The sequence below is a fragment of the Salmonella sp. SAL04196 genome (assembly GCF_046550835.1).
Classification (GTDB): Bacteria; Pseudomonadota; Gammaproteobacteria; order Enterobacterales; family Enterobacteriaceae; genus Salmonella; species Salmonella enterica.
In genome coordinates, this window is sequence record NZ_JBGDXE010000007.1 from 50,678 (window position 1) to 75,527 (window position 24,850).

Sequence of the window (24,850 nt, forward strand, 5' to 3'; positions counted from 1 at the left end):
ATGAACGTGATAGCGTTCACAGTTTCTACTAATAGGCCGGTGTGATGTCGTCCGCATTTCCCGCTTTTTCCCGCCTTTTCTTGAAAAAAAGACCATGTTTGCGCGCTTTAGCGTCAAAAATTTAAGGTGAGGCCGATAGCCCTTAATTACTATTCGGACATGTTGAATTCAGGAGGAAGCAACCATGACCGTACTGCATAGCGTGGATTTTTTTCCATCAGGTAAAGCGCCCGTGGCGATTGAACCCCGTCTGCCGCAAGCCGCTTTCCCTGAACATCATCATGATTTTCATGAAATCGTGATTGTGGAACACGGTACGGGCATTCATGTATTCAACGGGCAGCCGTATACCATCAGCGGCGGTACCGTGTGTTTTGTTCGCGATCACGACCGGCATTTATATGAACATACCGACAACCTATGCCTGACGAATGTACTGTGGCGTTCGCCGGACGCTTTCCAATTCCTGGCGGGGCTGGATCAATTGCTGCCGCAGGAGCAGGATGGTTACTATCCTTCGCACTGGCGGGTGAATCAGAGTGTGTTGCAGCAGGTGCGCCAGTTGGTCGGTCTGATGGAGCGCGCCGGAGACAGCATGGATGCGCCTGCCGTGGCGAATCGCGAAATTTTGTTTATGCAACTACTGGTGTTGTTGCGCCGCAGTAGCCTGATGGAAGGCGCAACCAATAACGACGCCAAACTCAACCAACTGATGGCATGGCTGGAAGACCATTTTGCGGAGGAGGTCTGCTGGGAGGCGGTAGCTGAACAGTTTTCGCTGTCGCTACGCACGCTGCATCGTCAGCTTAAACAGCATACCGGGCTGACGCCGCAACGTTACCTTAATCGCCTGCGTTTGATCAAAGCCCGGCATTTATTACGCCATAGCGATCATAGCGTGACAGAAATCGCGTACCGCTGCGGTTTTGGCGACAGTAACCACTTTTCGACTCTGTTTCGCCGAGAATTTAACTGGTCGCCGCGGGATATCCGTCAGGGACGCGATGCGATAATCCAGTAACGCGAACGCTATCAACGTTTTCGTCGCCAATATGCTGATAATTATACCCTTTAATACCGGATGGCGGCTGCGCCTTACCTGGCCTACGGCGGCGAGCGGTAGACAGAATAAGCGTAGCGCCATCCGGCAAGCATTCAACATGAGGTGCTGCGGTGGCAAATCAGTTAATCCTTTTGAAAAAAGATTTTTTTACTGATGAGCAGCAGGCCGTTACGGTTGCCGATCGCTATCCACAGGATGTTTTTGCGGAACATACGCATGAGTTTTGTGAACTGGTGATGGTCTGGCGGGGCAATGGCCTACACGTTCTTAATGAGCGCCCATACAGAATTACCCGCGGCGATCTGTTTTACATTCGTGCTGAAGACAAACACTCCTATACCTCCGTTAACGATCTGGTGCTGCAAAATATCATTTACTGCCCGGAGCGTTTGAAACTCAATGTAAACTGGCAGGCGATGATTCCCGGCTTTCAGGGAGCGCAGTGGCATCCTCACTGGCGGCTGGGCAGTATGGGAATGAATCAGGCGCGGCAGGTCATTAACCAGCTTGAACATGAGAGTAATGGGCGCGATCCGCTGGCGAATGAGATGGCGGAATTGCTGTTTGGTCAACTGGTGATGACGTTAAAACGGCATCGCTACGCGACCGACGATCTTCCGGCAACTTCCAGAGAAACCCTGTTGGATAAATTAATTACCGCTTTGGCTAATAGCCTTGAGCGTCCCTTTGCGCTGGATGCGTTTTGCCAGCAGGAACAATGCAGCGAACGGGTGCTGCGGCAGCAGTTTCGCGCCCAAACCGGGATGACGATTAATCAATATTTACGCCAGGTCCGTATTTGCCACGCGCAGTATCTGCTTCAGCATAGCCCGCTGATGATTAGCGAGATTTCGATGCAGTGCGGCTTTGAAGATAGTAATTATTTTTCAGTGGTGTTCACGCGGGAAACCGGGATGACGCCGAGCCAATGGCGTCATCTCAGTAATCAAAGCGATTAACTGGCCATGCCTAAACCGACAATATTCGCCGCGATAATAATTACCACGCAGCCGAGGCTTAATACGGCAACGGGACGGCGGCCAGCATTTTTCCACTCTTTTAGCACCAGACCGACAAGCCCCCCGCACAGCACATAGAAGCTCATGTGCAGCATCCAGCTCATGTAGTCATATTGCGCGGGAATGCGCGCGTGACCCCAGGCATAAAAAAAGAACTGTAAATACCACATCAGACCGCCAAGCGCGGACAGCAGAATATTGCTGATAATCAACGGTCTTGCCAGCGAGAAGTCGGCTTTTATCGACAGATTTTGCACTTTTGCCAGGCGGATAAAACAGAAACCGAGGTTCACAAGCGCGCCGCCGCCCATAATCACCACGTAACTCGGCAGCGCGACATAGAGCGGGTCAACGCCAAGCGCGGCAGCAGCTTCATGCATCGGTTTCGCGGCGTTCATGGCAAAAGACATCCCCGCCGAGAAAATACCGCACATCACTGCCAGCAGAAGCCCTTTCTTCAGATTGAACTCCTCCGCTTTAATGCCCATTTTGCGTTCTTTTAACTGTCCGGCGCGCGTCACAATCCCGACGCCGATCAGCGCGACAAAAACGCCAAGTAGCGTCATGCGTCCCCCTTCGGTATGGATTAACACATCGAAGTTACCGTTGATGATAGGCGTCATCAGCGTGCCGACGATAAGCGTAATGCCGATAGCGATGCCGATACCCATCGACATCCCGAGATAACGCATGGTCAGACCGTAGTTAATATTGCCGATGCCCCACATGGCGCCGAACAGAAAAACCGGTAAAAGGGTGGAGAGGTTAAACTGTCCATAATAGGCCCAGAAATCAGGCAGTAACAGAGCGCTAATTGTCCACGGCAGAATAAGCCAGGAGACGATGCCGCCCACTGACCACATGGTTTCCCATGACCACTGTTTCACTTGCTTGAACGGAGCATAGAAGCAGGCTGCACTGGCCGCCCCTATCAAATGCCAGAAAATACCCATCGTAATCGCGTTACTCATGACATGTTCCTCATTATTTTTTATGGACGGGATACCCCTTCCGTTTGCATGAGTTTAAAAATTACGCAGCCTGGTAACCTTATAACGATTGCCGCCGTTGGGTGTATTCTGGCAATCAGCACGTTAATGAAGTGATTAACTTCACGTTTTAAAAAAGTCGGAGCGCATCGTGACCGTCTGGATGATTATTTAAATCAGTGGGTAATATTGGTTTTCTAAAATACCTTCATCATAACGACACGAAACGACTTAGCTGGCAGCAATGCAAAGAAAACGCTGCGTGAGCTCACATAATGGGAATAGTCTGACTTACCGTTTGATAAAAGGGTAGTTATACAGTAATTATTTAGTTGTTTTATTTGTATTTACAATTTAAATATATTGAAATTAACGTTAGGAATCAATGAAATATAAATATAGGGAAATCCCTATATTGGCTTTGTTGATGGTGTTTTGATTTTTATGTTATATGGCGAATATAAATTTCATTTATTTTATTTTGCTTTTTGAACATTATCCCAATTTTAAATTAAAGATCTTTGCCTATATTGTCGCCATTCACATTGCGTATTATGGTTGTAACGGCCTGACATAAAACAACGTTTTAATTTTAAATTAAATGGATTCTGTTATGAGAAAATCTCTTTTCTTACTATTACCTCTTGTTGTAACAAATGCGCATGCAGTATATGTCGATGTTCGTCATGAATATCTTGATGATAGTAAAGCTAACTATGACCGTGCGTATATTTCTCATCGGTTTGCGAATGGTGTTGGTTTTGCGATAGAAGCTATCTCAAAATCAGGCGGGGATGACACCAATAAAGCGTTTAATGACCTGGAAACACAGGGCAACGAATATACGATAAGCTACCAATTTAAAACCGGTGATGTCGCCTGGCAACCGGGTTTTGTGCTGGAAACAGGCAACGGTTACTCTACCTATAAGCCTTACTTCCGCGCGACGTGGACATTAAATGAAAGCTGGTGGGTTGGCGCGCGCTATCGTTTTGAATATGTACGCCGTTCTTCTGATATCCGTGATGATGATACCATCAATCGTATGGATGTCTGGGCGGGTTATAAATGGAACAATTTTGACTGGACAATCGAAGGAATTTATAAGAAAGCCGATAAATATGATCTTTACGATGGCGGCAAAGATAATTATGAATATAACTTCAGAACTGCCTATATTATTGACCAATGGTCGCCATTCGTTGAGGTAGGTAATGTTTCCGTCAATAGCAACAGCGATGAAAGACAAACCCGTTTCCGCGTGGGTATAGGCTACACATTCTAATCATTATCCCTGTTTATTATTTATTCCCTTTTCCGGCTACTTTATAGGTAGCCGGTTTTTTTTACCTGGTGATGACCTGCGGATAATTATTATCGTGCGTTGGCCGGATAAGACGCGAATCGCCATCCGGCAACGAGATGTGCAGGAAACTATGCGCTTACATGATGCCCAGTAGACGGGGTAAGAACAGTGTGATTTCCGGAATGTAGGTAATTAATAACAGAACGCCGATAATCGCGCCGTAAAAAGGCAGCAACGGTTTAATAACGTCCTCAACTTTGACCTTACCGACGCTCGCCCCGACATATAAACCACTGCCAACTGGCGGCGTAATAGTGCCAATCGCCAGGTTATAGATCATGATAATGCCGAAATGCACCGGATCGACGCCCAGTTTAGCCATGATCGGCAGCAGAATCGGGGTAAAAATTAGAATGGCCGGACCGATATCCATAAATGCGCCGATAATCAACAAAAAGACGGTAATGACTAACAGGATAACCAGTTTATTGGCGGAAATACCGAGGATCATATCGCTCAGCGCCGCAGGAATATTGGTGATCGACATCGAGAAGGACATCGCCGAAGAGGTTGCCAGCAGGAACATGATGACCCCGGTCATTACCACTGTCTGGAGCAAAATCGAAGGCAAATCCTTAATTTTCAGCGTGCGGTAAAACACCATCGTCAGCAATAACGTATACACCACGGCAATCGCGGAGGCTTCAATGGCGGTGAAAATCCCCTGCACAATGCCGCCGACAATAATCACGATCAGCAGCAGGCTGGGAATGGCCTCAACGGCAACTTTTAGCGCCATGCCTTTTTGGACGGTGAAGAAAACCCGATAATTTCGACGCTTAGCGACCACCAGCGTGACCAGCATACAGCCAACGCCCCACAGCACACCCGCAACCAGACCGCCGGCGAACAGAGCGGCAATCGATGTTCCCCCGCTTGCCAGCGCATAAAGGATAAAAGCCGTGGTGGGCGGAATTAACATTCCCGTCGGCGCGGAGGCGATATTCACCGCGGCCGCAAAGCCGCGATCGTAACCTTCGCGCGCGCTCATCGGCACCATCACGCCGCCGATGGAGGTTGAGGCGGCAATTGCCGATCCGGAAATTGCACCGAACATCATATTGCCGACGATGTTGGTATAAGAGAGCGAGCCGGGCAGTTTGCCAGTAAACAGTTTGGCAAAATTGACCAGCCGGGCGGCAATTCCCCCGCTATTCATGATCACCCCGGACAAAACGAAGAACGGCACGGCCAGCAAGGCAAAACTGTCCAGGCTGGAGAACATTTTTTGCGCGGTGGCGAACATCGAAATATCGAAAGGCAGTACCAGCATCATGGTGCTGAAAGAGGCGATAACGATGCAGATCCCGATAGGCGCGCCCATGGCCAGTAAAACAACAAAGACGGCAATTAGCGTACAGGACGCAAAAATAGGGTCAATCATGTGATTTCTCCAGAGTGTGCTCAGTGGTATCCGTGGCGGAATGGATAGCTTTCAGGGCGTCAACGATATTCAGCAGCCCATAGAGGATGATCAGTACGCCCGCGCAGGGGAGCGCGTAATAAATTTTCCCCATCGGAATGCCCAGCGCAGGGGAGATTTGCAGCATAGAAATCGCAGAAATCTTTAAGCCGCCGATAATCAATACCCAAATGGAAAACGCGATAAAAATGACCTGCAGAATAATATCCCACCAGCCGCGAATCGTCGGCGACACCTTATCCAGTAAGAGAGTCAGGCTGATATGCTGTTTCTGACCAGCGACAAAAGCCATGCCCAGCATTGATACCCATACCAGGAGAAATCGCAGCATCTCTTCGGTAAGGGTGCTGGGAACGCCCAGAATGTAGCGGCTCACCACCTGCCAGCAGGCGATGCCAACCATTATCGCCAGCACCAGGCAACAGATAGCGCCCAGCAATAAATCAAGTCCTTTTCTGAATGTGTTCATCTTAATTTCCTGATTAGATTAATTTTTTGCTGTCTGGATACGTTGATACAGCCCGTAAAGCCGCGGCTTGTTTTTCAGACCGTCGTAAATAGGCTGTACTGCCTTCTGGAAGGGCTTTTTGTCGATCTCGTAGAATTCAACGTTGAAATCTTTTACCGCCGCCAGCCTGGTTTTCTCTATTTCCTTGTCCCATGCGGCTTTCTCAAATTCGATCGATGCCTTGATGGCGGCTTCGACGATGCGCTGCTGTTCCGGCGTCAGCTTTTCCAGCGTGAGGGTACTCATTAACAGGATATCGGGAATGCGAGTGTGCATATCGTAGGTGTAATAACGGGCGACTTCGCCGTGGCGGGCGATGGTGAGAGCGAACTCATTGTTTTCCGCGCCGTCGAGTATGCCTTGTTGTAACGAGGTATAGACCTCCGCCTGGCTCATGGCGATAGGCGAAGCGCCCAGCAGTTTGAGAGTTTGGATCGCCGTCTCACTCTGCATGACGCGGATCTTCTTCCCGCGTAAATCCTCAATGCGTTTAACCGGCGCTTTGCTCATATAAAAATTACGCGCGCCGGAATCATACCAGCCTACGCCGACAAACCCCTGTGCGGCGGTGGACTGATAAACAGGCTCCATCACCTGTGGGTTATCCATTACGCGGTAGTATTCATCGACGGTGGCAAACAGGTAGGGAAGTGAGAACACGCCGTACTCAGGCGAAAAACTCTCCATCAGCCCGGACGACACTTTAGTGATGTCGACGACGCCGACCTGCGTCAACTCCACCAGTTCGCGCTCGCCGCCAAGCTGTCCGTCCGGGAAGTACTGTACTTTGATATCGCCGCCCGTTTTCTCTTCAACTTGCTGCCCCAGGAAGTGCAACGCATCTTTTACCGGCTGGCTATTTTCAGCGTAGGCCAGGCGCAAAATGGTTTCGCCGTGGGAGAAGAAAGAGAGTGTAGAGAGTAAGGCCAACGTAGCCAGACGTATAAAACCAGGTTGCTTCATAATTCCCTCGCAATTGTAATAATTTACCGGGAATGTAATTGCATGGTGAAATTATAACCTTCTTGATTTTGCCACCGATGACAAAATTTGGCACCAAAAGAAAGATTTTGAAACCCTGTTTCACATTTCATGATTTCCAGGAATTCATCAACAGGCGGTTTCGGTTGGAGGCGTAAAAAACGGTTTTTTTCAGCGGATGCCGTAACGTTTATAACCCTGGAAAAAGTACGGCATTGATAATCATTTTCAATATCATTTAATTAACTATAATGAACCAACTGCTTACGCGGCGTTAACACTGTGCCGCTCGACAATAATGGAGATGATTATGAGTTATACACTGCCATCCCTGCCGTACGCTTATGATGCACTGGAACCGCACTTCGATAAGCAGACGATGGAGATTCACCACACCAAACACCATCAAACCTATGTCAACAACGCTAACGCGGCGCTGGAAAACCTGCCTGAGTTTGCTGACCTGCCGGTTGAAGAACTGATTACTAAACTGGACCAGGTGCCAGCGGACAAAAAAACCGTGCTGCGTAACAACGCCGGCGGCCACGCTAACCACAGCCTGTTCTGGAAAGGGCTGAAAAAAGGCACCACTCTGCAGGGCGACCTGAAAGCGGCTATCGAGCGTGACTTCGGTTCCGTTGACAACTTCAAAGCTGAATTCGAAAAAGCAGCAGCAACCCGTTTCGGCTCCGGCTGGGCGTGGCTGGTGCTGAAAGGCGACAAACTGGCTGTGGTTTCTACCGCAAACCAGGATTCCCCGCTGATGGGTGAAGCCATTTCCGGCGCTTCCGGCTTCCCGATCCTGGGTCTGGACGTGTGGGAACACGCTTACTACCTGAAATTCCAGAACCGCCGCCCGGACTACATCAAAGAGTTCTGGAACGTGGTGAACTGGGACGAAGCAGCAGCGCGTTTCGCCGCTAAAAAATAATTTGCATTGCACGTCTGTAGAAGCGAGTCTGATGACTCGCTTTTTTTGTATCCGCGTAAGGAGCAGCAGATGCATTATCCGGTTGACGTGTTTATTGGCAAAATTCGTGACTATGACGGCAGCCGCCCGAGCGCTATCGCCAAGGTGCAAATCGACGGCGAACTTATGCTGACCGAGCTGGGTCTGGCAGGCGATCAGCAGGCCGAAAAGAAAATCCATGGCGGCCCCGACCGCGCGCTATGCCATTACCCCCGCGAACACTATGCTGATTGGATTCGCCAGTTCCCCGAGCAGGCGACGCTGTTTTGCGCCCCGGCGTTTGGCGAGAATCTGTCGACGAACGGAATGACCGAACACAACGTGTTTATTGGCGATATCTACCGCTGGGGCGAGGCGTTGATCCAGGTCACTCAGCCGCGCTCTCCATGCTTTAAACTTAATTTCTACTTTTCCATCAGCGACATGGCCCTCCTTATGCAGAACAGCGGAAAAACCGGCTGGCTGTATCGGGTCATTGCGCCAGGTAAAGTCTCCAGCGATGCGCCGCTGGAACTGGCGTCGCGTCTGAGCGATGTCTCGGTTCATGAAGCGGGTGTTATCGCCTGGTCTATGCCGTTTGATGACGAACAATATCATCGGCTGCTGAGCGCCGCCGGGCTGTCGGCGAGCTGGAGCCGCACCATGCAGAAGCGTCGTTTGAGCGGCAAAATTGAAGATAGCGCCAGACGGCTGTGGGGTGATAAAACTCCGCCAAAATGAAAGGAAGGGTTATGACTGAAGCTGAAAATGCGGTGGCGATCGTAAAAGAATTTTTGGTGGCCTCGATGATTCCTGATGCTGAACGCGCCGCAACGTATATGCACCCGGAGGTGAAAATTACCTTCACCGGAGGCCGGGCGATGGCGGGCGCGGCAGATATCGCGCAGTTTAATGGCGCTCGCTACAAGTGGGTGAAGAAGGCGCTGGGCGAGTTTGATGCGGTGCAGCATGATGATTACGTTGTGATTTATTCCAACGGTACGTTGTATGGCGAATGGCCCGACGGTCGCCCGTTTGCCGATAACCGCTTTATCGACCGCTTCGAAGTGCGCGATGGCAAAATTACCCGGATGGACGTGTGGAATGACAGCGCCGAGTGGATTTTAGCGCCAGACATTTCCCGGTAAATCTTGATGGCGAGATAAAAAATCGGCCTGCATTCGCAGGCCGATGGTTTTTAGGTTCGCTTGTACAGCGGTAGCCACAGCGTGAGCCGCAACCCACCCAGTGGGCTATCGTCAGCCTTCACCCAGCCGCGGTGCTGCTGCATGGCGCTTTCAACAATCGCCAGCCCCAGCCCGGTGCCGCCAGACTCGCGGTCGCGCGCCTCATCAGTGCGATAGAACGGACGGAAGATCTGCTCACGGTCTTCAGGGCTGACGCCCGGCCCGTCGTCATCGACCGTGATCGTAATACCGTCTTTATCCACCGAGAAGCCGACTTCAATCTTCGTATGTGAATAGCGCAGCGCATTACGAACAATATTTTCCAGCGCGCTTTCCAGCGCGTTTGGGTTGCCATAGAGCGGCCACGGCCCCGGCGGATAATTTACCGTTAACGACTTGCCCATCTGTTCGGCTTCAAAGGCGGCGTTATCCAGCACTTCGCCCCATAGCTGATTGGCTTTCATCGTTTCGCTGACCAGCGCGTTTTTCTGTTGGTTACGCGACATCACCAGCAGGTCATTGATCATGCTGTCCAGACGCTGCGCTTCGGTTTCAATACGCTCCAGCTCTTTGCTTTCGCCGCCACGACGACGCAGCAGCGCGGTACCCAGTTGCAGGCGCGTAAGGGGCGTTCGCAGCTCATGGGAGATGTCTGACAGCAAACGCTGCTGCGAGGTCATCATCCGTTCCAGCGCCGTCACCATCTGGTTAAAACTGGCGCCAGCGGCGAGGAACTCCTGCGGACCCGCCTCCAGTTCCGGATGCTGACGCAGGTTGCCTTGCGCCACTTCATCAGCCGCGTTTTTCAACTTACGCGCCGGTTTCGCCAGACTCCATGCCAGCCATAGCAAGAGCGGCGAACTGACCAGCATCGTGACAATGAGCAACAGAAGCGGGCGGTCAAACAGCAGATTAATAAAATCGGATTGCGAACTGCTGGCCGGTCGAATCAGGTAAAGCTGGTAATTATCCTCTCCGTCGCGAACGGAGAACGGCCCCACCATCTCTACGCGGCCATATTTTTTCTTCTGCGGATGATCGGCGTTATCCGCTTGACCAATGAAGTTACGAATGATCTGCATTTCGCTGCGTTCAGCGCCGATCACGCGTCCTTCAGAGGTCACCAGTAATAACCGCTGTCCAGGCGGCGCCCACTTATCGATCGCGCGGAACAGGCGACGCCACCACATCAGGTCGTTGGGTGGATCGTTCGCAAGTTCAGCTTCTACATGTTGCTCTATCATCAATCCCTGGCGCTGCTCGCTGTCCAGCAGCTCGGTCATCTGGCGTGAATCGAGCTTGGGCAACATCAGGACCAGCATTAGCACCAGCGCCAGCGTCAACCAGAAGATGGCGAAGATGCGCGCGGTTAAACTTCCTATCATGAAGCGGAAACCATCAGATAGCCGCGACCACGCAATGTTTTAAACCACGGGTGACCGTCTTTGCGTTCCGGCAGTTTGCGGCGCAGGTTAGAAATATGCATATCAATAGCGCGATCGAACGGCGTCAGGCGCTTGCCCAGCACTTCCTGACTTAAATGTTCACGGGAAACCACCTGGCCGAGGTGTTGCGCCAGCAAATAGAGCAGGGTGAACTCCGTACCGGTCAGCTCCAGCGTTTGGCCATCGAAACTGGCTTCCTGGCGGCCCGGATTAAGGCTTAGCGCATCGACTTCCAGCGTCGGCGAGCCGTTGTCGCTGCTCTGCTGCTGTTCGCTCCAGTGGGAACGGCGCAAAATAGCCCTGATGCGCGCTACCAGCTCGCGGTCGTTAAACGGTTTGGGCAAATAGTCGTCCGCGCCCAGCTCAAGGCCGAGAACGCGATCCAGCTCGCTGCCGCGCGCGGTCAGCATAATGACAGGCGTCTGGTGTGTCTGGCGAAGCGCTTTCAACGTATCGATACCGTTTTTCTTCGGCATCATGACGTCAAGCAAAAGTAAATCGATGCTGTCATCCAAAAGCTCAAGCGCCTGCTCGCCGTCGTGGGCCACCAGGACATTAAAACCTTCCATTTCGAGGAGCTCTTTTAACAGGGAAGTCAGCTCTCGGTCATCATCAACTAACAGGATTTTATTCATTGTTTACGTACCTCCGAGGCAGAAATTACGTCATCAGGCGTCGCTAATCCATGACTTTACGTTGTTTTACACCCCCTGACGCATGTTTGCAGCCCGAATCGTAAACTGTCTCTCGTTGAATCGCGACAGAAAAGATTTTGGGAGCAAGCGATGCGCAAAGTTACCGCTGCTGTTATGGCCTCAACGCTGGCATTCAGTTTTTTAAGCCACGCAGCTGAAGTTGTTACAAGCGATAACTGGCACCCCGGTGACGGGGCCACGCAGCGTAGCGCGCAAAATCATATGTTTGACGGCATAAGTTTAACCGAACATCAGCGTCAGCAGATGCGAGATCTTATGCAACAGGCAAGGCACGAACAGCCTCCTGTTAATGTTAGCGAAATGGAGACAATGCATCGGCTTGTCACCGCAGAAAAATTTGATGAAAGCGCTGTGCGCGCTCAGGCAGAAAAAATGGCGCAAGAGCAGGTTGCCCGCCAGGTCGAAATGGCCCGCGTGCGTAACCAGATGTATCGCCTGTTAACGCCGGAGCAGCAAGCGGTTTTGAATGAAAAGCATCAGCAACGAATGGAGCAACTGCGCGACGTGGCGCAATGGCAAAAAAGTTCATCGTTGAAATTATTGAGTAGTAGCAACTCACGTTCCCAGTAACAACCCTGTTTTCCTTGCCATAGACACCATCCCTGTCTTCCCCCACATGATGTGGGGGTTTTTTTTATCAATAACTTACATCAAACCTTAAACAAAAACAGCACCTTACAAAAAGCTGGAAGGAACCTGAACGACTTGAGATTCCCCAGAGTGTGGACACAATGTGGACACTCTGAGGACGATTTTATATTAAATCGACGTTCCACCCGCAAGCGGATTCAGTGCGACAGCATTTTGCAGATAATCTGGCGACAAATGCGCATAGACCATCGTTTGTTGAATGCTGGCGTGTCCCAGTATTTGTTGTAAGGCAATTATGTTCCCCCCGTTCATCATAAAATGACTGGCGAAGGTATGGCGCAAAATATGCGTTGCCTGGTTCGGCGGGATGTCGGGTTTGACCATCCGCAGAGTCTTGCAAAACTTCTCATAATCCACCTTAAACAGTTTCGCGCTGGCTTCCTTCCTGATCATCTTTTCCAGTTCTGACGAAATGGGAACTGTTCGTTTTTTCCCGTTCTTCGTTTTAAGGAATGTGACCCGGCAGTTTGCTATCTGCGAAGGTTTTAGCGTTGCTAGTTCTGACCACCTCCCGCCAGTGCTAACCCCCAACAATGCAATTAATCGGGCATCACCTGTTAAGGCATCCAGCAGGCTGGCTATTTCGGCTTTCTCCAGGAAGGTCATTTCTGGGTTAGCCTCGGCCAGCGGCGGCAATCCATGTACTGGATGTGCTCCGACAAACTCTTCCAGCTGAATCAGCTTTGTGAACATGCCGGAAAAACGGTACATATCCCGGTTAATTGTTGATGGGCTGATCCCCTCGCGAAGTCTTGCGGAACGGTAATCCATCAACATTCTTTTGTTCATCCTGCTAACCGGAACATCACCCAGCCCGCTGATAGTTTTGAGCAGGTGATTAAATTCCTTTTGGCCGTGTTCATGATTCTGACCGTGATACTTCCACCATAAATCCAGCAGTTCTTTTAGCGTGCGGCGATCTGCTCGCTGTCCAGCCCATTCTTTCTGGTTCGCGTTTGCCAGCGTATAGCGTTCAAATGCGACCGCCTCAGCTTTCCTTTCAAACTTCCGGCGAATGCGACGTCCTTCGCGCCCGCGCGGTCTTATGTCCACTTCATAGCGACCATCATCGAGCTTCTTAATTGACATAAGAAAGCCCTCCGGCGCATAGATCACTATCTTGGTAACAAATAGTGAAAATGTAATGTTTATAGAGCGTTAACCAGTCTGTTTCTCGGATTGGTCTGATTTTGTTACATCTGGCCCAATGTGTGCGAGGGCCGGTGCGATTTGACCAGCTTGTGGGGCTGTCTTATCGGTCATTAGCCATAACGTGTATTTCTGTAGTTGCGGTGTGTTTGTTGTCTGCAAAACCACCTGAATTCCCGGTTCGGCATGTCCCCCTTCATAATTTTTTACTGTGCCTAGTGCTATCCCGCTGATTTCACAAAATTTTGCTTGAGTTAACCCTTCGGCTTTTCTGATTGCCCTTAATTTCTGGCCCATTTTCATTTGACTTGGTTGCATATTAGTGACTATATTCTCGCAAAAGGTTTGTACTTTGTGACCTTTTCAGGCATGAATCCACCTCGTCAGGAACGTCCCTAAACGGTCTGCAAGGAGTTGGATCTTCTGAGACTAGCACGAACTGACCTGCACGCCGAGATTTCGACGGGTCATTCATCGGAAAAGAGTAGGGGTATGTGATGGAAGCTAATGATTACGTGATCCAGTACCCACTGGACGCGGTGCATACAGACAAGTTCGCCGAACTTCTCGGTAAACCAAAAACCGCTGTCGAAGCGATGGCAAAAGCCAATAAGCTGCCATTGATCGAATTGCGCGACCCTTCAAAACCTGCCGCTCGCGCTGGTGATAAGTGGGTTTTCATTCCTGAGTTTAATCGTGGTGTTCGTGAGGCGTTTTATAACCGCCCAGTAGAACAGCGCGATGCTTGGCTTTTATGGATGGGGTTATAGGTGGCAATTATGAAAACACAAAGATTCTTGATTGCCACCGAAGGCACATTCGATGGACGCCAAATTAGTGCGGAAGCCATTCGCTCTGTTTTGGCTAATTTCATTGCAGGCGGCATGACTCTTCCGGTTGTGTATGACTTCTACGATTGGAGTCCTGCTTTAAGTGAAGTTGTCGCCCTGGCCGTCGATTCTGATGGAGAGAAAATGCACCTTTATGCAGAGGTGTTTGCTACCGAAGAACTTCAACAAATGGCCGCGCGGCATGTCGATTACTTTCTGGTTCCTGCCATTCTCAGCATTAATGAATGTGACACAACCGCGTGTTTAGTCTCTGTTGGTTTAACGAAAGATCCACTAATACCCGGTCTGGATAAAATGCAGTTTTGTTCGGCTAACCATTCCTACCGCGTTTTTTCTAAACCCAAAAATGAGGGTGGTATTTGCAGTCAGCAGAAAGTAAATGCCGGAAAAAAAATGCATCTGGCCCGTTATTACCATCATGGCGCACATGCCGGAAATGTTCGTTATGAGATTGAGGGATGGGGAATGAACAGCCCCGTAAGAGAGGCTGAAATTAAGCGTCGATTACATGAGTTTATTTCGAATCTGCAAGTTGATTAGCGAGATTTTTAAAGTCAGCGCTTAAAACATTCAGGTCAGCAATTGCTTTAAGGGTTGGATCCTTCAATGGGTCGAAGTTTTCAGAGAAAGAATTCATCGTTTTAAGGTGTGTTTCTTTCGCGCTTCCTTCAAGGGCAGCTGCAATTGAACAGACCATGAATTCAATAGCTACCAGGCGATCATTAACTGAATGTTTTGTGCGAGAGGCTTTTGCTTCTTCGAAGAACTCAGCAATTTCTTGTTTGTTCATCTGTATTCCTTTGCGTTGGTAAAAGTTATGCCTGATTCACCGCTCAAAGTTTCACAGGCATAGCGATGTTAGCACAGGAAACACGCGCCGGGCGTGGGGTTATATCCCGGCACTTTTTCAATTTGACGGAGATCAACATGGACTTAACACAATGCCCTTCACTAGCCAGCCTGCTCACCCACGGCCAGCAGATCACCCACCGTCAGCATCAACGCGGCTGGATTGAAACCCCGGACGGGCGTTTCTTCCAGCCTAAAGCGGCAGATGTTCAATTTGTTAAAAACTGCCGTTTACCGTTTATGTCGCGCCCGCGTAATAAGCGCCGCTGGTTTTCCCGCTTAATGGGCATCTTTGCGTAGTTTGGGGAGGTGGTTATGTTGATGGATAAGACAGGACAACAGCCGGGCCGCCGCAAGTTCTTAGAGCAACGGGCGCGGCTGCAAGCCAGTTTGAACGCTTCACGCGTAAATGACACTGCAACCCGTTTTAACCGCCTGGATGATGCCTGCAAAAAGGTGATTTTCATCCTGGCAAACGATGCGTCCAGATACATAGCCGGAATGCCGAAACTGACCGCCAAACAGTTGGGTTGCACTTATGAAAATCTAACTGAAAAGGAGCAAACGTGCCTTTTGATGGGCATTAAGCGCCTTTCAGAATTTGCAGCATCAATGCCGTGGGAATTTGAGGACTACGCCGCACCACGCGCCGAAATTCAGGCGATACGCGACAAACCACCCGCGCCAGATAACGCAGTCAATTAACAATTAACTACCTACAAAAAAGAAACAGGCGCTAACGCGTCGGGCTTCTTGCACCCTGGAGAAAGTAAAAATGATTCGATCTCTCGTTAAATGGCCCGGTGGTAAAGGCCGCGTTATGTCTGATTTGCTGCCGATTCTGCCGAAAGCCGATTGTCTGGTGGAACCGTTTGTCGGTGGTGCTTCTGTTTTCCTCAATACTGAATATCGCCGTTATATCTTGGGTGATATCAACCCAGATTTAATTAACCTGTATCGCCAGATAACCCGCTGGCCTGATGCGGTGATCGACGCTGCTCGCCCGCTGTTTAAAGTGTACGGCGATAAAGACGGCTATAAGTGGATCCGCGGCGATTTCAACGCCCGCGCCCATGACCTTCTGTCATCGCGCAATGTGTTTGAGGATGGACCGGACACGGGCAAGATTCTTCGTGCAGCACAATTTCTTTACCTGAACCGTCACGGATATAACGGCGTAGTACGCTACAACCAACAGGGTGGATATAACGTTCCCTTTGGGCGACACAAAACCCCGCCTTACTTCCCGGAAGAACAGATCCGTTTATTCTCTGAAAAAGCTAACGACACGAAAGCTATTTTCGTGTGCTGCGATTTCCAGAGCACGTTAAAAATCATGATTGGTAGTGACGCGGTTATCTACTGCGATCCGCCATACCTGCCAGCAAGCGACACCGCTAATTTCACCCAATACCACACCGCCCCGTTTGGCATTAAAGAGCATCGCCAGTTAGCTGCCGCCCTGCTGGATATTAACCGCCTTACTGGTTCGCCGGTGATCTTGTCCAACAGCGACACCCCAGCTACCCGCGAGATTTATCACTCTTTCAACTTCCAGGAAATCAGCGTTAACCGTTCTGTCAGCGCGAACGCCATTACCAGAGGGGCCGCCAGTGAAGTGATAGGCGTGCTGCCTGTCTGTGATGGCTGCGGACGCTATGAAGGTGGTCACTGTGCGAAATGTTGCCCAGGTATCGCCGCATGTGAGGAGGGATGGTCGTTTGATTGTCGAGGCAATTGCGATATTTGCGAGCCGTCCGATAACCCGGAAACGTGGTAATAGCGAGGCATCCAATGTCTGACGCCGCTTTTGCATGGCCCTGGAACGCGCCGCGCCCAGCCGTTGGTCTGTACACCTACGAACCGAAAAAAATCGCCCCGCTTGCCGGGGCGGTGGTGCATCATCCTGCCGTAAAAAAACACATCGATCACATCTTCAAACGCGCCGGTTACAACCCCGACGACGTTCGCGACCGTGACGCGCTGATCCAGTCGCTGGACAGGTACGAACCGTGCGGCCTGCCACTGGCCGCCCAACAAAATATCATCCGGCAGGAAAGTGCAGCCGCCAAAGCAGCGGCGGCTACCTGGGCCAATACGCCGGAAGGTGTCGAAGCGCGTTTGTTGTCTGAGCCGTTCTTCATTCGCGAAGTCTGGCGCAAAAAAATTGAATGGTTACGGGCCAACCGTGAAACCAGACACACCAATGATTTTCTTATGGGGACCGTGAAAAAATCATTGCTGCGTCTTGATGTTGTGCGCACAAGGCAAGGCGTTTCGCCTGATATCACCGGCGAACTGGCCGCGTACTGGTTCGGGCGCTGGCAACGGCTGGCTGATTTCACAAAGCGGGAAGCCCTAAGCGCCGCTAATGAGATCGCCAGCCGCATGGCTGAAATGCTGGGGACGGAATGCGAAGCCCTGGGACGGAATGTTTCAGACATGAACGTCGAAGAACTGGACTGGCTTTATTGCCACCTGGGCCGCGAAATGCTGGCGCTTCGCATTGTGCCGCCTGCATGGTATGCGCCGTGGGAACGCGAGCGCATATGCACGGCCATTTTGCGTATGGCTTCGCCTGACTGGTGGGGGCGCAAAATCTGGCGCCTGCGTTGTGACTGGCGCGAAAACCAGCTGCGTGCTGTTGGTGCGGTAAATAAAAAAGCGCATCCGTATATCAGCGCATCAAGCCTGATGGAATGGCAGGAACAGCGACGTAAAAACCGTAATTTCTTCAAAAGTCATGAACTGGTAGACGAAGACGGCAACGTTTCGTCGCTTGAGGACATGATTAACAAATCCACGTCTAACCCTGCAATTCGTCGTCATGAGCTTATGGCCCGTATGGCTGGCGTGGAGCTTGTCGCCCAGAGTCGTGGCGATGTTGGCATCTTCCTGACCATCACTTGCCCGTCGAAATATCACGGCAATATTGCGTCCGGCCACCATAACGCAAAATGGAACTACGACACGGTTGCACAGGCGCAACGCTATTTATGCCGTGTATGGAACCGGGCAACCGCCAAACTGAAACGCGAAGATTTGCGCCCTTATGGCTTCCGCGTCGCCGAGCCGCATCACGATGGGACACCACATTGGCACGCGTTGCTATTTATGCCACAAGAGCAGGTTAAAGCCACGGTTGCGATCCTTCGCGCCTACTTTATCGCGGAAGACCGCGACGAGCTGGGCCGTAATACCGGTGCTCGTTTCAAGTCAAAAAAAATGGACCCACGGAAAGGGTCAGCAACGGCGTATATCGCCAAATACATTTCGAAGAATATCGACGGCCACGCGCTGGCCGGTGAACTGGACGACGAAAGCGGCAAGCCGCTGAATGAAACAGCCAAATATGCAATGGCCTGGGCGTCACTTCACCGCATCCGCCAGTTTCAGCCAATCGGACAGCCGCCCATATCGGTTTACCGCGAGCTGCGCAAACTGAGCAATCAGATCACGACCCGCCAGAAAATTGACAATACCTTCAAGCGCGGTGCGCCGTTGCTTGTGGATCCTGCAATGGATGCGGTTTGCGCCGCTGCCGATGTCGGATGCTTTGCTACCTACATCATCCGCCAGGGTGGTGTTTTGATCCCGCGTGAAAACTATGTCGTCCGTCTGGCCTATCAGCCAGCTGATGAAATGAATGCTTATTGTGAGATCCCCGAAAAGGTTTTTGGGGTCTGGTCGCCGCGTCTGGGTGATGCCTCCCGTATTTGCACCCGTCTGGTTAAGTGGAAAATCCGCGCCAAATCTAAAGCCGCCACCGGGGCCAAAAACGGCCCCGGTTTGGGGGTTGACCTTTTGCCGTCGCCAACCGGCGACGCTTGGAGTTCTGTCAATAACTCTACGGAAGACGAAAAAATCACCGATTTTTCACTGTCAGAAATGGCTGTGCCAGCTGATGGAGAGTTAAAGACAGAAGATTCAGACGATAAAATCGTCGATTTTGAAAATATGGACCAGCCAACGCGGCGCAAATTGATGCGGCGACTACGTGAAACACCATTCAAAAGGCGGCAAAGCGGATCACCTTATGAGCCAGGGAGCGAATTAGATGTTGCCTGGCGTTCTGCCGTTGAAAAAACCGAGGCCAGATCGGCGGCTGATAAAGCCAGGCGGGCAGCGCTTGCCCCTGCGGTTGCCAGTCTGCTGGCTGATGCGGAGTTGTGTTCGGTTGAGATTTCGGAGATTCAGGCCGTTTCGCTGTTAATGGGGAGCCGTCTGGAGATTGGCGGCAAAGTTTATCGGGCCAGTGCTGGCGGCCAGTTGATAACGCGTCAATTACCCGATGAGTCACGGACGGTGAATAAATTATGGGACCGTCTGCGGGATAACCACGGCATTGATGCCACGCGCCTGCGGTTTGATCCGGTCGGAGAGTATCAAAAAATGCTGGCGGGTGTGGAAAGAAGTCACTCAAAAAAATGAATGCAATCCTGCAGGCCGTTGCAACTGGTTGTGTCGGCTTGCAGGATTCTGCGGGTGCGGGCGGCAAAGAGCCTGCCTCAAGGACATTTTGTTAACGGTTTCTTTTTCTGGATTTTTTCTGTTCCTTTCTTTTAGCTTTTATTTTTTTTGCATCTTTCCTTGAGTGCTTAGTATTTAAAGAAGAAAATAACTTATCTCTATTTAAAATGCTGTAAGTAGGTTTTTTAATCTGGTGAACATATTTCCTACCATGTATCTTTTCGAGATGGATTTCATCGAATACTCGTGATTCAGATATATCAAGAAAAACGTTAGAGTTTACTTCTTTATTAATGAAATCGAAACCACCATAATTTAAGTACGCTCCTGCATATTCAAGTTCATCACATGCTGTTGCTTTGCCGTGTATTTTTATTCTTTCATGAATGTAATTTAAGAAATAGTCATGATCCAAATCTATTTCCTTAAGGCAATCAAAATAAAATTTCAGGTCTTGAATACAAATAACCCAAGGGTAAGGTTCATCTTCTTTTTTTTCTAACATTAAAGTTAAATTTGTAGCAAGCATTCCGAAATCATCTTTAGTGACACATATACAATATATATTGTCATAGTCACAACGATTTATGGTATATAATAAATTACCTTTTTTATCATATAATGGTGTTTTTTCATTATTAATTATTAAATTTCTTAAGTTATTTGCTTGCTCAGATGCACTTTGTATTCCTGATTTCCGTTTGAAATCATCTCTAATTCTAATGTATGCTCTGGCTGGTTCTCTCAATGGAGCGCGGCGTGGTGATGCTTTCGCCTCTACAATAAGAATGGTTTTATTATGGAAAATAATTAGATCATGTTCATTATGAGATTTGTTTGTTTCAAATACACTCTCAAGTATTGTAGTTGATTCAGGGAAGAAATCTCTAAAGGTGCAAAAAGTTTCATGTTCTAGCCTGTTGTCTCTGGCTTTTCTAAATTTATCATTGTATTTTGACTCTTTAAAAAACTTTTCAAGATTAAGTATGATAGCTTCATAAGCTGCGTTAGCAGAAGGGAGCATATAATCCAGATTATTTACAGTTACTATCGGTTTATATGAAAATGGATTCTCATCAGTAATGTATTTAATTTCAGGTGAATTTCCACGCTCAGTAACGAAAGTTTTTATAAAACTATCCACGATATCGTCACCAAGTTTATATCTTATTGAATCAAATCTGAATGATACACTCCCATTGTAGAAGTCATAATATTCTTGTGCTAAATGCTTTGTACGCTCCCTCAGGTCATCCATGTATGATTTAAAATCTTCAACTTTTTCGAAATTATTTTCTTTAAACCGCTCATGTTCATTTTTTAATGTATCCATGATTTCACGGTATCTATCATATTTGCTCTGAATTAGCTCACCAATGAGATTTAAAATTTCCACCATTTCATGGTGATCTAAGCCAAAATATGTTTTTATTTCATTTTCGAAACCATCGAAGTAATTTTTTATGATCTCTTTGAAGTTTTCAGTGGAAACTTTTAATCCTTCAAAGAAATAGTTGGAAAACATTGGCATAGCAACTTCTCTAACTTTATGCCATTCATCTTCTAATCCAGATTTTAAATCATCTTTGGTTGGAAAGTACGCCAGCATATATTTTGTAAAAATATCATTTAGGATCTCTACAGTTTGTTTTATCTTACCATCAACATTATCAGTTGGCTCGGTTGGTTCAACAGACGCACATGCAATCCCAAAAAGATATAAGATTTGTCGAGCGGGTGATTGTAGTTCAATTTTTTGACCTAATGTGCCAAACTTGTACATTTCCCAAAAGGAGTAGGTTGCTAAAGTGTTTGTATCTAAATCTTTAACAACTTCTTTTAATTTTTTTATCCTCGAATCTAAATCAATATATTTTGAATTGCTCATTATATTTCCTTATAAATATCACATTTAAATAAAGACACTCAGTGATTATAGGTTAATTAATATGGTTGTTTAGCAAATCTAAAGCGAATTGTCTTTCGTCTGGCTTGAGCCGGTCAATCAGAAATTTAACCAGCTTGTTGCCGGTCAGCCCGCTGGGGCTGAGGGTATGTGAAAACTGGGCGTTAAAAACGAAGGTGTGGCCGCATTCAACTTCCGTGCAGGCGCAGTATAAATCGGCCAGCTTTTTATCTTTCCAGTCTGATTTGCGAATGATGGCCGGTGAGCCGCATTCAGGACATTTAATTTTAAAAACTCGCATGTTCACCATCCCGCACGCCATTGCTAACAATGGGGGTGATTTTAACTTAATTGCGCTCATTTTTCGCCCTTTTCGGCGGTGATTGCCGGGATATCTATATCAAAATGCAGGTGCAAATGTGGGGGGATCTCTGGGTCATTGTTGACGCCGTTCATTAGCTTGCGCTGCAACGGAATAACTTCATCCTTGCGATAGGTTGCGCGGGCCGTTTCAGGATTACCCATTATCGCGCCGTTGGTCGGGATAATACCCGCCAGACCTGCGGGGAAACGGTGAGCGGTAAAGATATCCTGCGCGGTGATCCCTTTGATGTTGGCAAATTCATCCTTTGCGCTGACTTCGCCCACTGGCATGATTTTAACCCCTTCCGGGTCGCCTTTCGGGATGTTGATAAACATATTGCGGAAGTTACCCAGCCCTTTGGACTGGGCGATCTTCTCTTTGATTTCGTTTTCCATTTCCAGCGTCAGATTCGGATCGCTGGTATAGAGAATAAAGCCCATGTGCGCCCCGTTATTGTAGTAACGGCGCCGGAAGATGGTTGCCTCACTGTTGAGTAACACCGAATGGATGCCGCCGATATAGTCAGGCAGGCCATACACCTGCTGGCGAGGGTCGTACATTTTAAAGAATACGATGTCTTCCGGGTCATAGATAAGCGCTGGCCCTTCCTGCAGGACAGCAAACGAGCCGTCTTTCCGGCAGCGCAGATACAGCGACGGCAGCGGTAGCAGGTCGATCACTTCCCCGAATACGTTACGAATTTTCAGGATAGCGACGTCACCAAACAGCAGGTAATCAAAGACAGCCTGTTCGACCTGGTCCGGCGTCAGGCCGCCGCCGATGTAGCCACCGGCCACCATATTGCGCCGCGCATACAGTACCCCGCCGTGCTGGCCGTTAAGGTTCGGCAACTGGGCCAGCGCCAGGCGATCAATCGGAAGTCGCCAGTGGTCATACTCATTGTCATACCAGATATTGTGATAATCCGTGCCGGTCGTCAGGATGGGTTCGGGTTCGCCAAATGTGATCACGCTTCCGCGCCCTGGCGTGAAGGTTTCAACCTTGTTGCCGATCATGGACCTGAATTTTTTATTATTACGCTGTTTCTTTGTCATGCTGCTTTCCCAAAATACCAGCCCGATGGGCGGTCATATTCGTGATCGATAGGTTCGTTAATTACGGCGTGCGAGATAGCGAAGAAAACATCTGCATGGCCGGTCGCGTCTGAACGTTCGGCAACAAACGTCAGCGCGTTGCCGCTGTTGGTTGTCGTGCGCCGGATAGCCATAAAGCTGGCCGGAATTTCGACGCGCTCCTTGTTCGTTTCGTCTACGGCGTCTTTTGCCCATTCGATGCGCTTACGCTCGACAACGTCGATCATCTTCATCACCAGGCGGTTTTTGCTTTCGACGCTGTAAAGAATTGGTGTGGCTTCGCGTGGCGCAAATTTGCTGACAAGGTCATAAACGCCTTTACCTATGCCGGTTGTATCGATCCCGATGTAAGTGATGTTAAAGCGGCGCATAAGCTGCTTTATCTGGTCGGCCTGCCAGCTGAAGTTAAAACCCTGCCATTGCCAGACGGCCAGCACGCGGAAGCGCTCGCCGTCCTCTATAGGGGGCGCGATTAACACAAATGTTGAGTTGTCGCCGGAGCGCGACGGGTCAAAACCTGCCCATACTTCGCGATTGCCGAAGGGCCGCGCAGCAGTCAGATCAAAGTCGCCCCATGTGGCCCGGTCCACTTCACAGCCAACAAGTGCGGAGAACTTGAAAACCGCGTCTTTACTGTCAACAAACTGGCACATGTAGAGCATGGCGAACGCGGTCGGGCTGTATTTGTTGCGCAGCCGTTCAATATCGACAAGCGCACCGAGGCCACCTTCGATAGCGTCTTCCATCGTGATGATGTAGCGCCAGATCTGATCCGGGCAGAGAATGCCCTGGCGCATGTCGCTTTCGTTCGGGAACTTCACGCCTTTGCGTTTCGGGTCGTCCCCGCGCCAGGCTTCGCCAGTCCAGACCGGGTAAGCCTGGTGCGTTTTCGCGCTGGGCGTCGAAAAGTAGGTCGTGCGGTATTTGTTATGCGTTGCCATTGCGCTGGCAACTTCATGCAGGCGCGTGAATTTCGGGATCCAGAAAACCTCATCGCCATACAGGTGGCCGTTAAAGCCCTGCGCAGTGCTGGCGTTCGTGGACAAAAAGCGCAGTATTGCGCCGTTACTGAGGCGGATATTTTTACCCGTAAGCGTCACGCCGAAATGGTTCTGGGCGATCTGGACGATGTATTCGCGGAAGATTTCCGACTGGGATCGGCTTGCAGAGAAAAAGACCTGGTTATCACCGGTAATGACGGCGTCTTCGAATGCTTCCCAGGCGAAATAATAGGTCATACCCACCTGGCGGCTTTTCAGAATGAAGCGCCAGTCTTCGCCTTTATGTTCGCGGCAGTGCAGCTGGTACTCGAAGAGATGTTCCCGCGCCCAGGTGTCGAGCATTTCCGCTGTAATACCGGAAACGTCGTTTTTCTTATACCGGCGCTTTCTTTCCCCTTGTTCCCCGCCTGCGCTGCTGAGGCAGTACCCTTCACCATCATAAGCCGCTTTCTGGGCCTGAATTTCTGCCAGCTTTTCGGCGTGCTTGTTGCGCTGCGCCATGAGTTTCACATGGTGAGCAATCAGATCGCGCAGTTCTTCCAGTTCCAGCGCTGTTTTTTTCTCGCGGCGGGAGAGCTGGTCGATACGGCGGGCGATGACATTTTCCACCGATTCAACAGGCAGCAGTGATGCCCACTTCCCGACGTCAGCCCAGTGGTAAATTGTACGCGGTGGAATATTCAGTTCCTGCGCAATATCTTTCGGCGTCCAGCTTTTTATATAAAGCGTGCGGGCCGCTTCTTTTAATTCATCGGAATATTTAGCCATGCGGCTATTATGGCGAGATTATTTTGCAGAATTGATAATTAAATATCGGTAAAAAGTGGCTATCCAGTTATAACCGAATACATAAGAAATAAAGCGGTCGC

Annotated in this window: 26 protein-coding genes; 13 read left to right on the forward strand and 13 right to left on the reverse strand. The window is 49.6% G+C overall.

The window, feature by feature from the left end:
• Window positions 1-184 precede the first annotated feature (184 nt).
• Together rhaS and rhaR are read left to right on the forward strand one after the other, a co-directional pair.
• Window positions 185-1,021 (forward strand): HTH-type transcriptional activator RhaS, encoded by an 837-nt coding sequence (rhaS, locus tag ACLJPE_RS19690; protein ID WP_001636299.1) that lies wholly within the window; start codon window positions 185-187, stop codon window positions 1,019-1,021.
• A 152-nt stretch (window positions 1,022-1,173) separates the two neighbouring features.
• Window positions 1,174-2,022, forward strand: coding sequence for an HTH-type transcriptional activator RhaR (rhaR, locus tag ACLJPE_RS19695; protein ID WP_000013292.1), 849 nt, complete (start codon window positions 1,174-1,176; stop codon window positions 2,020-2,022).
• On the opposite strand, the gene rhaT is transcribed toward rhaR, so the two are convergent.
• Window positions 2,019-3,053: an L-rhamnose/proton symporter RhaT gene (rhaT, locus tag ACLJPE_RS19700; protein ID WP_000063541.1), complete on the reverse strand. Its 1,035-nt coding sequence runs from the start codon at window positions 3,051-3,053 to the stop codon at window positions 2,019-2,021. The genes rhaR and rhaT overlap by 4 nt on opposite strands.
• Before the next feature lie 619 nt (window positions 3,054-3,672).
• Between rhaT and ACLJPE_RS19705 the strand changes: the two genes are divergently transcribed.
• A complete protein-coding gene (locus ACLJPE_RS19705) occupies window positions 3,673-4,356 on the forward strand; it encodes an oligogalacturonate-specific porin KdgM family protein (RefSeq protein ID WP_000378721.1) in 684 nt (227 codons plus the stop codon).
• Window positions 4,357-4,513: 157 nt separating this feature from the next.
• Here ACLJPE_RS19705 and ACLJPE_RS19710 read toward each other — a convergent pair whose 3' ends face one another.
• From ACLJPE_RS19710 to ACLJPE_RS19720, 3 genes are read right to left on the reverse strand one after another with little or no spacing between them, the layout of a single operon-like run.
• Window positions 4,514-5,821 (reverse strand): TRAP transporter large permease, encoded by a 1,308-nt coding sequence (locus tag ACLJPE_RS19710; protein ID WP_000566799.1) that lies wholly within the window; start codon window positions 5,819-5,821, stop codon window positions 4,514-4,516.
• Window positions 5,814-6,329, reverse strand: coding sequence for a TRAP transporter small permease (locus ACLJPE_RS19715; protein WP_001091413.1), 516 nt, complete (start codon window positions 6,327-6,329; stop codon window positions 5,814-5,816). Before ACLJPE_RS19715 ends, ACLJPE_RS19710 begins: the two co-directional genes overlap by 8 nt.
• A gap of 18 nt (window positions 6,330-6,347) precedes the next feature.
• Window positions 6,348-7,331, reverse strand: coding sequence for a TRAP transporter substrate-binding protein (locus ACLJPE_RS19720; RefSeq protein WP_000812816.1), 984 nt, complete (start codon window positions 7,329-7,331; stop codon window positions 6,348-6,350).
• Between the two features lie 328 nt (window positions 7,332-7,659).
• On the opposite strand from ACLJPE_RS19720, the gene sodA reads away from it, so the two are divergent.
• The 3 genes from sodA (at window position 7,660) to ACLJPE_RS19735 (ending at window position 9,446) form a co-directional block, all read left to right on the forward strand.
• The gene (gene sodA, locus ACLJPE_RS19725) at window positions 7,660-8,280 is read left to right on the forward strand and encodes a superoxide dismutase [Mn] (protein ID WP_000122632.1); all 621 of its coding nucleotides are present in this window, start codon (window positions 7,660-7,662) and stop codon (window positions 8,278-8,280) included.
• A gap of 69 nt (window positions 8,281-8,349) precedes the next feature.
• Window positions 8,350-9,039, forward strand: coding sequence for a 6-hydroxyaminopurine reductase (yiiM, locus tag ACLJPE_RS19730; RefSeq protein WP_031602029.1), 690 nt, complete (start codon window positions 8,350-8,352; stop codon window positions 9,037-9,039).
• 11 nt (window positions 9,040-9,050) lie between these two features.
• Window positions 9,051-9,446, forward strand: a complete 396-nt coding sequence (locus tag ACLJPE_RS19735; RefSeq protein ID WP_000133441.1) for a nuclear transport factor 2 family protein — start codon at window positions 9,051-9,053, stop codon at window positions 9,444-9,446.
• A gap of 50 nt (window positions 9,447-9,496) precedes the next feature.
• On the opposite strand, the gene cpxA is transcribed toward ACLJPE_RS19735, so the two are convergent.
• Both cpxA and cpxR read right to left on the reverse strand, forming a co-directional pair.
• Window positions 9,497-10,870 (reverse strand): envelope stress sensor histidine kinase CpxA, encoded by a 1,374-nt coding sequence (cpxA, locus tag ACLJPE_RS19740; protein ID WP_000580402.1) that lies wholly within the window; start codon window positions 10,868-10,870, stop codon window positions 9,497-9,499.
• Complete coding sequence (gene cpxR / locus ACLJPE_RS19745; protein ID WP_001033731.1) at window positions 10,867-11,565, reverse strand: envelope stress response regulator transcription factor CpxR; 699 nt, start codon at window positions 11,563-11,565, stop codon at window positions 10,867-10,869. Before cpxR ends, cpxA begins: the two co-directional genes overlap by 4 nt.
• Before the next feature lie 150 nt (window positions 11,566-11,715).
• Here cpxR and cpxP point away from each other — a divergent pair, with 150 nt between their 5' ends.
• A complete protein-coding gene (cpxP, locus tag ACLJPE_RS19750) occupies window positions 11,716-12,216 on the forward strand; it encodes a cell-envelope stress modulator CpxP (RefSeq protein WP_001233463.1) in 501 nt (166 codons plus the stop codon).
• A 189-nt stretch (window positions 12,217-12,405) separates the two neighbouring features.
• On the opposite strand, the gene ACLJPE_RS19755 is transcribed toward cpxP, so the two are convergent.
• On the reverse strand, window positions 12,406-13,386 hold the full coding sequence (locus ACLJPE_RS19755) for a tyrosine-type recombinase/integrase (RefSeq protein ID WP_039514538.1): 981 nt from the start codon (window positions 13,384-13,386) through the stop codon (window positions 12,406-12,408).
• Between the two features lie 69 nt (window positions 13,387-13,455).
• Window positions 13,456-13,749, reverse strand: a complete 294-nt coding sequence (locus ACLJPE_RS19760) for a helix-turn-helix domain-containing protein (protein ID WP_000781725.1) — start codon at window positions 13,747-13,749, stop codon at window positions 13,456-13,458.
• A 194-nt stretch (window positions 13,750-13,943) separates the two neighbouring features.
• Here ACLJPE_RS19760 and ACLJPE_RS19765 point away from each other — a divergent pair, with 194 nt between their 5' ends.
• Both ACLJPE_RS19765 and ACLJPE_RS19770 read left to right on the forward strand, forming a co-directional pair.
• On the forward strand, window positions 13,944-14,216 hold the full coding sequence (locus tag ACLJPE_RS19765; protein ID WP_000387892.1) for a Cox family DNA-binding protein: 273 nt from the start codon (window positions 13,944-13,946) through the stop codon (window positions 14,214-14,216).
• A gap of 9 nt (window positions 14,217-14,225) precedes the next feature.
• Window positions 14,226-14,837, forward strand: coding sequence for a hypothetical protein (locus ACLJPE_RS19770; RefSeq protein WP_131590566.1), 612 nt, complete (start codon window positions 14,226-14,228; stop codon window positions 14,835-14,837).
• On the opposite strand, the gene ACLJPE_RS19775 is transcribed toward ACLJPE_RS19770, so the two are convergent.
• Window positions 14,812-15,087 (reverse strand): hypothetical protein, encoded by a 276-nt coding sequence (locus tag ACLJPE_RS19775; RefSeq protein ID WP_023230952.1) that lies wholly within the window; start codon window positions 15,085-15,087, stop codon window positions 14,812-14,814. The genes ACLJPE_RS19770 and ACLJPE_RS19775 overlap by 26 nt on opposite strands.
• Window positions 15,088-15,224: 137 nt before the next feature.
• Here ACLJPE_RS19775 and ACLJPE_RS19780 point away from each other — a divergent pair, with 137 nt between their 5' ends.
• The 4 genes from ACLJPE_RS19780 (at window position 15,225) to ACLJPE_RS19795 (ending at window position 19,577) form a co-directional block, all read left to right on the forward strand.
• Window positions 15,225-15,446 (forward strand): phage filamentation protein Fil family protein, encoded by a 222-nt coding sequence (locus tag ACLJPE_RS19780; RefSeq protein WP_001656632.1) that lies wholly within the window; start codon window positions 15,225-15,227, stop codon window positions 15,444-15,446.
• 21 nt (window positions 15,447-15,467) lie between these two features.
• Complete coding sequence (locus ACLJPE_RS19785; protein ID WP_170317524.1) at window positions 15,468-15,851, forward strand: hypothetical protein; 384 nt, start codon at window positions 15,468-15,470, stop codon at window positions 15,849-15,851.
• A 70-nt stretch (window positions 15,852-15,921) separates the two neighbouring features.
• Window positions 15,922-16,926, forward strand: a complete 1,005-nt coding sequence (locus ACLJPE_RS19790) for a DNA adenine methylase (RefSeq protein ID WP_052322957.1) — start codon at window positions 15,922-15,924, stop codon at window positions 16,924-16,926.
• 14 nt (window positions 16,927-16,940) lie between these two features.
• Window positions 16,941-19,577 carry a replication endonuclease gene (locus ACLJPE_RS19795; protein WP_039514543.1) on the forward strand — a complete coding sequence of 879 codons (2,637 nt, stop codon included), beginning with the start codon at window positions 16,941-16,943 and terminating at the stop codon, window positions 19,575-19,577.
• 91 nt (window positions 19,578-19,668) lie between these two features.
• Here ACLJPE_RS19795 and ACLJPE_RS19800 read toward each other — a convergent pair whose 3' ends face one another.
• Genes ACLJPE_RS19800 through ACLJPE_RS19815 form a run of 4 tightly spaced genes read right to left on the reverse strand, consistent with a single transcriptional unit; the run spans window position 19,669 to window position 24,749 of the window.
• On the reverse strand, window positions 19,669-21,504 hold the full coding sequence (locus ACLJPE_RS19800; RefSeq protein ID WP_039514547.1) for a hypothetical protein: 1,836 nt from the start codon (window positions 21,502-21,504) through the stop codon (window positions 19,669-19,671).
• 52 nt (window positions 21,505-21,556) lie between these two features.
• Window positions 21,557-21,832, reverse strand: coding sequence for an ogr/Delta-like zinc finger family protein (locus ACLJPE_RS19805; RefSeq protein ID WP_077917731.1), 276 nt, complete (start codon window positions 21,830-21,832; stop codon window positions 21,557-21,559).
• 47 nt (window positions 21,833-21,879) lie between these two features.
• Window positions 21,880-22,941, reverse strand: coding sequence for a phage portal protein (locus ACLJPE_RS19810; protein WP_039514554.1), 1,062 nt, complete (start codon window positions 22,939-22,941; stop codon window positions 21,880-21,882).
• A complete protein-coding gene (locus ACLJPE_RS19815) occupies window positions 22,938-24,749 on the reverse strand; it encodes a terminase large subunit domain-containing protein (RefSeq protein WP_039514557.1) in 1,812 nt (603 codons plus the stop codon). Before ACLJPE_RS19815 ends, ACLJPE_RS19810 begins: the two co-directional genes overlap by 4 nt.
• Between the last annotated feature and the right edge of the window lie 101 nt (window positions 24,750-24,850).